This is a genomic window from Marisediminitalea alba (assembly GCF_002993365.1).
Taxonomy (GTDB): domain Bacteria; phylum Pseudomonadota; class Gammaproteobacteria; order Enterobacterales; family Alteromonadaceae; genus Alteromonas; species Alteromonas alba.
Genome location: NZ_PVNP01000035.1, coordinates 1 through 8,992, shown reverse-complemented (window position 1 = coordinate 8,992; position 8,992 = coordinate 1). Strand labels below are relative to the sequence as shown.

General features: G+C 43.6%; 7 protein-coding genes and 1 pseudogene. 2 read left to right on the top strand and 6 right to left on the bottom strand.

The window, feature by feature from the left end:
- On the top strand, positions 1–178 hold a 178-nt coding region (locus tag C6Y40_RS04550), incomplete at its 5' end, for a transposase domain-containing protein (RefSeq protein WP_146129465.1).
- A 25-nt stretch (positions 179–203) separates the two neighbouring features.
- Here C6Y40_RS04550 and C6Y40_RS04545 read toward each other — a convergent pair.
- The 6 genes from C6Y40_RS04545 to C6Y40_RS04520 all read right to left on the bottom strand — a co-directional run bounded on the left by C6Y40_RS04545 (position 204) and on the right by C6Y40_RS04520 (position 8,456).
- Positions 204–1,577, bottom strand: a complete 1,374-nt coding sequence (locus tag C6Y40_RS04545) for a patatin-like phospholipase family protein (RefSeq protein ID WP_105933554.1) — start codon at positions 1,575–1,577, stop codon at positions 204–206.
- A 14-nt stretch (positions 1,578–1,591) separates the two neighbouring features.
- Positions 1,592–2,068, bottom strand: a complete 477-nt coding sequence (locus C6Y40_RS04540) for a potassium channel family protein (RefSeq protein ID WP_235598939.1) — start codon at positions 2,066–2,068, stop codon at positions 1,592–1,594.
- Between the two features lie 147 nt (positions 2,069–2,215).
- Positions 2,216–3,541, bottom strand: coding sequence for a phospholipase D family protein (locus C6Y40_RS04535; RefSeq protein ID WP_240621843.1), 1,326 nt, complete (start codon positions 3,539–3,541; stop codon positions 2,216–2,218).
- 196 nt (positions 3,542–3,737) lie between these two features.
- The gene (locus C6Y40_RS04530; protein ID WP_105933552.1) at positions 3,738–6,818 is read right to left on the bottom strand and encodes an efflux RND transporter permease subunit; all 3,081 of its coding nucleotides are present in this window, start codon (positions 6,816–6,818) and stop codon (positions 3,738–3,740) included.
- Positions 6,818–7,936: an efflux RND transporter periplasmic adaptor subunit gene (locus C6Y40_RS04525; protein WP_034821459.1), complete on the bottom strand. Its 1,119-nt coding sequence runs from the start codon at positions 7,934–7,936 to the stop codon at positions 6,818–6,820. Before C6Y40_RS04525 ends, C6Y40_RS04530 begins: the two co-directional genes overlap by 1 nt.
- A gap of 67 nt (positions 7,937–8,003) precedes the next feature.
- Entirely contained in the window at positions 8,004–8,456 is a 453-nt protein-coding gene (locus tag C6Y40_RS04520) for a GbsR/MarR family transcriptional regulator (protein ID WP_105933551.1), read from the bottom strand.
- A 346-nt stretch (positions 8,457–8,802) separates the two neighbouring features.
- Here C6Y40_RS04520 and C6Y40_RS04515 point away from each other — a divergent pair.
- Positions 8,803–8,992 (top strand): annotated as a pseudogene (locus tag C6Y40_RS04515) (hypothetical protein); the annotation flags it as partial.

The following is an 8,992-nucleotide window of genomic DNA, read 5'->3' as shown; positions in this document are numbered from 1 at the left end:
ACAAAGCCTGATGGTGACTTGCCGCCTGCAAGGCGTCAATCCCTACCATTACCTCGTGGATGTATTGCAGCGTGTAGCACTGCATCCGGCCAAAGACGTACTCGACCTGACGCCAAGAGTCTGGAAAGAGAGATTCGCGGACAAAAAATTAACGAGCGACTTAGATAAAATGGGGTGATCCGGGTCTATATTGATCGCTTACTTTATTGTGTCTTATGAGAGCTGATACTTTTTAGTAATTTTTGAAATTGAGGGTTTTCCCTTAGTAGCTTTCGGCCTGTACCAATAAGCAACTCAACTTCCTCTTCTGGTAAGCCGAGAGTTGTCGGGATTAAATTGAGGCGATTTCTTAGACGGTCTGATGATACCGATTTCAATTCGATAGATATTAGGTGCGCTTCGACAGGTATTCCTTGTGTTTTTGTTTCATCGACCCACTGCTCTAATTTAAGCTTTATTAAATCGGTTGTTTCATTATTGTACAATTGAAGTTGCGCATCAGTAACCGCGTTTAACGTTTGACGCATTGATGGAGGGGTCGAACTCTTATCCATGCTTGAGTCGACTTTTACTGATGCGTTTACGGCTATGATGGCAAAATGTCGTGGGATTGAATAACTATCCTCTCCATGGATCATGCTAAAGTAATTTACTATACCTCCTGTTAGCTCAACAGGGTCAGTTATAATCCTGAGACCCAAATTGTCCGATACACCTCCGTCTACGAGGTGAACAAAAGGACGTTCTTTTTTATTGGAATAAGAAAGTGCTGCAGAGGCAGTATTCCGAATACTGTGTTTCCCAATGGAAGTTTTACTGGATAAAAAGTTGATGGAATCCTTAATGTCACATGTATCGTAATTCTTCAGTACGATGGGGTCGAATAGTAAAGGCATAGCTGCTGAAGCTGCTACTGCTCTGGCTACGGGGAAGGTAGATAGATCTGAGCATATTAAATTGAAGTAGTCCTGTAGAAAGGAAAATCTAGCACCTTGAGATAAGTCTGTGGCATTGATGGCTATATAGGGCGGACCTTTTTCGAGCATGTCGCCAAATGTATATTCTCCAAATCCTGCATCAGCATATATTCCGACAGTATGATCAGTTATTCCTAAATTTGAAAACCAACGAAGAGGATTTAAAACTGTTGAGATTATTTGCTCCTTTAAATCCCGTGTTAGAAGCTTATCTTTGAAATCATAAAAAATTTTGTCTCGAAACAAACCATAGTAAGCCGCCGTTATGCTGCCGCCCGAAACAGATGAAATAAAATCAACTTCATCTAAAAGTCTTGTCGATTTGCCACCTATAGTGACATTAGTATCTCTTAGTTCTTCTAATACGCCATAAGACAGAGCAGAAGCCCGTGTTCCACCTCCGGAAAAAGCCAAAATAAGAGTTATTCCCTTGGGGTTTCCAGCTCGAGCCGCTGAGAATAATGTACCAGAAGTTAATTCAGTATCATTTTTTCCAGAAATAGGCTCATTTTTAATTTGCTCTATTGTGCTGCAGCCTAAGCTGGTAACAGAAGCTGATAGGATTACGAGAAGTCTAATTTTATAAAAAAGAAGTTTCATTTAAACTATTCGCTCTATGGTTTTGAACCGTTAGTGTTTTTTTGCAAACTGTGCTTTTGAGACTTTAGTTGTAATGAGAATAGCACTGCCGCTATAAGCATTGGTATAAAGAAAGTTCCTAATAACGCCTGGAAAGCGGCCAATAAGCGCAAGCTTTCAGTGGGTTGAAAGTCTCCATAACCTAAAGTGGTCCATGTCACTACTGAAAAGTACAGGGCGTCAACAGGACTAAAAGAGATTTCCTGACCGTATAAAATCCCAGCTCTTTGATAAAGAGTGGCAAACGCAAAAATAGTTACATAGATGGCTAAAAACATCTTGCTAAGTTGGAGCCCAACCTTGTACTCGCGATACTTTTTGAAGATATTCCAAAGTGAAGTGATGAATACTGTAGAGATAAAAAAAATAGTGACCGACATATTTATTTCTGCATCAGAGGCGAATAGTAATGCGGTATAAGCAATGGGAACAAAAACAAAAATAATAACCATCCACGCTATACCTAGATACTTTAGTATTCTATTTAGCATTTTTATGACCTATAGCATTCCAACAAAAAAACCGACTAATATGACCATGGTTCGTACATAAAGTGATTAAGAAAAAATGGCGCTTTACCGAGTAAGCCAACTCACTTTTCAAAGCAACCAATCAATGGGTAACAATGAAAAAAATCCGGCCGAAAACCTTTGAAACCAGGTTGTTCCTGGCTCTGTATCGTATCGGCGATGATGGCTGCCGTTTTGCTCAAGCCAGTATAGCGAACCGGATGGAGCTAAGCGCACTTCATAGGCGCTGTAAGGGACTTCTTCGATAAAGACATCTGCCATCGTTGATGCTATTTCGGGGCTCTCAATAACAAAGCCAAGCTCAGTATTGAGCCTTGCTGAGCGAGGGTCAAAGTTAAATGAGCCAACAAAAACACGTTGTCCGTCAACGGCAAACGTTTTTGCATGAAGGCTGCTTGCTGAACTGGAGAAACTTGTTTCGACAGATTCATAGATAGTGGTATCGGTGCCAACAGTACCTGGGCGCATCTCAAATAAGCGTATATCAGCTTCTAAGAGGCGTTTCCTCCACTTTGCGTATCCCGAGTGCACAACGGCAACATCGGTAGCGGCAAAGGAATTTGTTAACACACTAATACTCACCCCGTTTTCCGCAATGCTCTCTAGCGCTTTTACTCCCGACAGGGTTGGTACGAAATAGGGAGAAACCAGTAATAATTGCTTTTTAGGTTGACCAATTATCTTTCGGAGTGCGTGAACAATGAGTTGATCCGGCTCCGCTTTACCTAAGGCTTTAAGCGGGCTATCACTCACTATTTGAGTTTCAGCCCAAATAATTGAATCGCTATCCAATAACTCACTGAGATCGGAGGGTTGATCAATATTAGTTTGATGAATAAATAAAGTGGAGTCTGATGGCGTCGTTGATTGAGAAATAAGTTCATAGGGGTAAGCTGAGTTACTGTTCCAAAAAGCGTCAAAATCGCTGGATACTTTCGCAACTACATCTCCTATCGCAAGAACATCCAGATCAGCAAAAAGAATACCATCAGAGCGGTAAAAATAGTCATCACCGATGTTTCTTCCCCCGACTATCGTAGCTTGATTGTCCACAGTAAGAGACTTGTTGTGCATGCGTCTGTTTGCTCGTGGGAAGTCGGTTATAAACCCTAGTACTCGAGAGCTTCTGGGGAGAAATGGGTTAAATAATCGCACTTCTATACTAGGATGACCGTTTAGCCTTTGTAAGGACTCGTCAATATCCCGGGAGTGAAGATCGTCCAATAACAACCTAACCTTTACACCACGATTAGCAGCTTGGAAAATGGCTTTAGTTAAACGTTGCCCAGACTTATCGTCACGCCAGATATAATATTGAATGTCCAGTGCAACTTGTGCATTGTTGATTAATATCAGCCTGGCATCTAAGGACGGCTCTGCTTCGGCTAAAGGCATTATACCGGTACTTTCGGGGGAGTTTCGAAGTATCGGAGATAAGAACTGACCAAGCCGAGTGCTTTGAGTTTTTGAAACTGGCACAGAGTAGCTTGGCGTTCGCTGTTCTAAGTCGGGCAGACTGCTGCAGGCGATACAGCTAGAACAAATAATGACCATTAAAACGATATGGTGTAAGCGCATAATAAAGCCAAGTTTAATTGGCTTTCTCCCTTCTTTGGCCGTCCCAGGCAAGCATTGCCGGAGTTAATAGAAGCGTAATAAACGTCGCAACTAGCAGTCCGCCAACCAGTGCGGTAGATAACTGGATCCAGTATTGTCCCGAAGGTGCTCCCATAAAAATATCACGCTCAAAAAAGTCGACAGTTAAACCCAAGACCATGGGTAACAATCCAACTATCGTTGTCGTTGCGGTGAGAAGCACAGGGTTTAAACGTTGCATTGCTGCTTTCACTGCTGCGTCCATCGGTGATAATCCATCTGAGCGGTACTCGTTATATGCGTCGATTAGAACGATGTTATTATTCACCACAATACCCGCGAGTGCCATAATGCCAATACCACTCATGACCACGGAAAAAGGCTCTTGTCGAACCAGCAGCGCAAGCAGTACGCCAGCTAGAGAAAAGACAATGGCGGATAGCACTAAAGCCCCCTGAAAAAAGCTATTCAACTGTAATAGTAAAACGAAGAGCATTAAGAAAATGGCTAAGGCAAATGCCAATAGTAAAAAGCTCATGGCTTCATTTTGGTCGTCAAGCTCTCCGGTAAAATCAAATTCCACACCTTTGGCAAAATCACTCTGCTTGATTTTTTGTCGCAACGTTTCCGTTGCTTCGACGACGGTAACCCCGGGAACAAGGCCTGATTCTACAGTTTGTACATTGCGCGAATTGACACGAGTTATAATTGTTGGACTTAAACTCGGCGATAACTGGACAAAGTTCTCTATCGGCATCAGACCCCGGCTCGCGGGGATGCGCAAATTGGCTAGGTCGGCCATTGAGCGCTCTTCCCAGGGATAGCGTATACGAATATCAACCTGCTCTGGCGCCGATTCAGGAAGGTAAGTACCAACTAAGACACCGTCGGTCAATAGACGCGCTAAGGTACCTAAGGTCGCGACATCGACGCCATACTCGGCAGCTTTTTCGCGGTCCACATCAATTTTTATCTGTGGCTTAGGGGTCGCCATGTCACTGGATGTATCGATAAATTCATCTGATTCTTTCATCATTTTGAGCAAGTTGTCTACGGCTTCAGGCAATAAGCTCCGATCTTTCGCTGATACTTCTACAGAGACCGGACGAGAAGAGGACGGACCGCTTTGTTGTTTTTCAATCTTTAGCGCTATCCCGGGTAAGTTGTCTGTTTTAGTACGGATGTTTTGTATAATTTTTGTGGCAGAATCACGCTCCTGCCAATCCAGCAAATCAATTTGTAGTGTACCAATAATTTCTGAGTCCAGGTTGGCTTTCAGCCTTTCCTCAACTGTCCCGATGGTACGAGAATAAATGCGTTCAATGCCCGCGACCGGCTCAACGGCCTTATCGACGAGCTTAACCAGATTATCAGCTTCACTTACTGATAAATTACCATCGGCTTGAACTTGTATTTGTATACGATCGGCCTCGATGTCAGGGAAAAAGTTTATGCCTTGCCCGAGCTTGCTGTAGAGGAAAAATGAAAGTAATAAGACAAACAGGCTGACCAGCAAAGCAAGTAACGGCTTATCCACCATATAGCTAACCAAAGACTGGAGTTTTGAACCGTTGTCTGCTGCATTTGCTGATTGTGAGGTCACTGATACTTTGCTTTTTACTGAGGAGCCAATTATCGGAACGAAAACCAGTGCCATGAGCAAAGACATGAGCAGTGTTATGATAACAGTGGCGGGCAGATAAAACATAAATTGCCCGGCCATACCTGGCCAAAAGAGCAGTGGTATAAATACGGCGAGGGTGGTCATTGTCGACGCAATAATAGGCCACGCCATGCGTTGGGAAGCTGCCAGATAAGCTTGTAATCGGTCTTGTCCTTGTCGACGATAGCGCTCTGCAAGGTCGACCACGACAATGGCACCATCCACTAACATACCAATAACTAAAATGAGTGCGAACAGGACCACGATGTTCAGTGTAATACCCAGCAATTGCAGCGTTAAAATGCCACCAAGAAATGAGCCTGGAATAGCAAGAGCAACGAGCAGGGAAGCTTTTACACCCAAAGCCACCACGACCGTTAGTATGACCAGAATAATGGCGAGTATGACATTGTTTTCAAGGTCGCCCAGAAATTGCTTAACATCGTCTGCCTGGTTTTGCATATAAGCGACATTAACGGTTGCAGGCCAGTCGGTGCGCTCCTGTTCGACCATTTGGGTTACACGATCGACGACGTCAATCACATTAGCGCTGCTCAGTTTTTTAATATCAAGTGCTATCGACGGTTGACCATCAATACGGGCGTAACTGACGGGATCTTTAAAGGTGCGTCGAACTTCAGCGACATCGCTTACCCGTACGACATTATTGGGCGTAGTTTTTATCGGCATCTCGAGTACATCGACAATGTTCTCAATGGTGCCAGGGATGGCGACGCTAATGCGTCCTGCCCCGGTATCCATTGCACCCGCGGTAACCAGAAGGTTGTTATTACTAATAGCCTGCGACACCTCCGCTAATGAAATGTTGTAAGACTGCATAGCTAATGGTTCAATGATGATCTCTAACAGATCTTCACGATCACCTGACATATCGATTTCGAGTACGCCATTAAGTGTTTCAAGTTTATCTTCTAAATTACGTGCCAGTTGGATTAAGTCCCGTTCGGGAATATTGCCTGAGAGCGCAACCGTTAAAATGGGGAATAAAGACAGATCAACCTCTTGCACCGTGGGCTTCTCAGCATCGGACGGTAAATCTTGTTCTGCTTTTTCAGTTTCGTCCTTTACATCACGTAGTGCTTTTTCATTGTCGAAGCCTGCGGCAAACTCCAGTTGTAACATGGCAAAGCCTTCACCGGCTTGAGCGGTTAAAGTATCTAAACCGTCGATGCTTTGTAATTTTCGCTCAAGCGGCTCGACTAATAAACGTGCGCTGTCTTCCGTTGAAATGCCGGGGTAGCTTACGGTGACGGTGAATACCGGAATGTCAATTTCGGGTGCAGCTTCTTTAGGAATTGTGGCGTAGGCAATGCTGCCCATTATCAACAATACAGCGAGTAACAGTATCGCTGCGCGATTGCGTGAGAAAGCGGCGGCAATAAAGGCTTTCATTATAATTCCTCGCCTTTGTCATAATCAGCAGGTACGGGTTTGGGGGTAACTTTTTGACCGGCGGTCAACGAACTATGGCTAATGATGACTAAACGCGTTTCGTCATCCAGCCCGCTGACCCATAAGGCATTAACGTCTGCCCGCTCCACAGTAACTGGAGAAAAACGTGTTTCGTTATTGTCATTAATGGTTAAAACACCCATGCGGCCAGCCGCATCTATTTTGATTTGGGCCGCAGAAATTTTGTGTGCTTTAACGTTGTTGGTTTCAATAACGACTTCGGCACTCATACCGGAAGGGATAGGGTCGTTCTGGTTTGGGATGGTTATTTCAACGCGAAATGTCCGGGTCTGCGGATCGGCAATAGGAGCGATAAAGCTGACCTGTCCCTGACGATCAGTACCACCGATAAGTTTGACCGTCGCGGGCATGTTGAGTTTGAGCCTGTGAATTTGACTTTGTTGTACGTTAATAATGGCGATTAACGGATCGTTATCGATAAGCTCTAGTACTTGGTTGCCGGCTGACACATAAGCACCTTGCTCAATAAAGCGTTGATTGATAACGCCGCTGACCGGTGCTGTCAATTCAGTATTTTCAATATCGAAGGTAATACGGCGAAGCTGTGCTCGTGCTGCTTCTAGTTGTGCTTCCAACGCCTGGAGTTGAGACTGGGACGACAAATTTTGTTCGATGAGCTTTTTCGTCGCATTGAAGTCGCTTTGTGCTTTTTTTACTTGAGCTTCTGCCTGAGTGCGTTGAACTTCGCGATCATCAATAGAAAGTTTTGCAATGACATCACCTTGGCTAACCTCAGCACCGCTGTCGGCAATCATTTCGAGCATGCCGTCAGTACGTGCTCGAATATTAAGTTGCTGATTTGGTCTAATTTCGCCGTTTAGTGTCAACTCGCGAGCCACAAGCTGGGCTTGACTATTTCTTACTGCAACTGACGGTAAATTGCTCTTAGTTGCGTTTGTCTTTTCGGTATCGCCTCTGAAGATGAAACCACTGGCTATCCACAAGAAAACCAAGGTTACGATGGCAATAAATACGGCTGTAGAGCTACTGATTCGGCCTTGCTGCTTGTGCAGTGAGCCACATGATGATGAGGTCATTGATGTTGCACCTAAATTATTTAAATGTTTTCGTCAAACGTCAATTTTTCTGACTATTGAGCATGGCTTAGCGTTCGGATTTCAACTCCAACAGCAACTTTTTCACGCTTTCATCGTAGAGTGTATTAAACCTTTCCAGCTCAGTAATTTTCTCCTGAGCTTTAGAATTCTTAATACTTGCTTTGGCTTCCGTTATTATCTTTTTCGCTTCTTCATGCTGTTTTATCTTTAATTCCAGCAGCGAATCATAAGGGTTGGTACGCATTACAAAATAGTTTTGGCGCTTACCAGGCAGCGCTCTGCGTTCGACCAGCTGGAGCATTTCCAAAAAGCGAATATTGGTGCTGACACTTCCTTTACTTATTTCAAGTAAGCTCATGAGATCGGCTGTATTTAGTGGGGCATCAGATATGATAAGAGCCGCAATTATTTGCCCGGCAATGCGAGAAAAACCATAGCCCTGAGTGTGCATGCCCATATCGGTAATAAACTGTAATTCTGCTTCGGTAAGCTTATTCATAGTAAAAACTTGTTAATTTGGATAATTTAAGGCTAAACAAACTTTTTCAAGAGATATGAGAGTGATGATTAACCGGTTTTTAGTATTTTCAATTCTTAACCTAACGTTGTTCGTGATACCTATTTGTCATGGTGAGCAACTTAATGCATATGAACTCTGTATTCTAGAGCGAGTAAAGGGCTCGGGTTCTATTGATACTGCTGAAACTATAAAAAAGGAGTGTCGTAAACATGCTGAAAATGAAAAAAAACAGAAGTTATCAAGTGTCGATATTCCAATAAAAGAAGGCTATGTTCTGCTAAATTGTTGCTATACTGTATATAGATACAGTTATTGAGGGTTAATCATGATCCCAGCACAATTTACAAAGCTTATAGCCGAGTTAGAACACTTAACAGATAGTCAAACCCGTTATGTTGAGAAGCTGCTGAAAGGCACTGATAGCGTCTCACAGTTGATAACAGAGCTTGAGGATTGCGTAAATGTGCCGAAGAATGTGGTCTCCACCTTGAAACATCGTTCAGGTGGCGGCATCG

Coding starts and splice junctions, on each gene's coding strand:
- C6Y40_RS04545 (WP_105933554.1), bottom strand. CDS start 1,577: ATGAAACTTCTTTTTTATAAAATTAGACTTCTCGTAATCCTATCAGCT.
- C6Y40_RS04540 (WP_235598939.1), bottom strand. CDS start 2,068: ATGGTTATTATTTTTGTTTTTGTTCCCATTGCTTATACCGCATTACTA.
- C6Y40_RS04535 (WP_240621843.1), bottom strand. CDS start 3,541: ATGCCTTTAGCCGAAGCAGAGCCGTCCTTAGATGCCAGGCTGATATTA.
- C6Y40_RS04530 (WP_105933552.1), bottom strand. CDS start 6,818: ATGAAAGCCTTTATTGCCGCCGCTTTCTCACGCAATCGCGCAGCGATA.
- C6Y40_RS04525 (WP_034821459.1), bottom strand. CDS start 7,936: ATGACCTCATCATCATGTGGCTCACTGCACAAGCAGCAAGGCCGAATC.
- C6Y40_RS04520 (WP_105933551.1), bottom strand. CDS start 8,456: ATGAATAAGCTTACCGAAGCAGAATTACAGTTTATTACCGATATGGGC.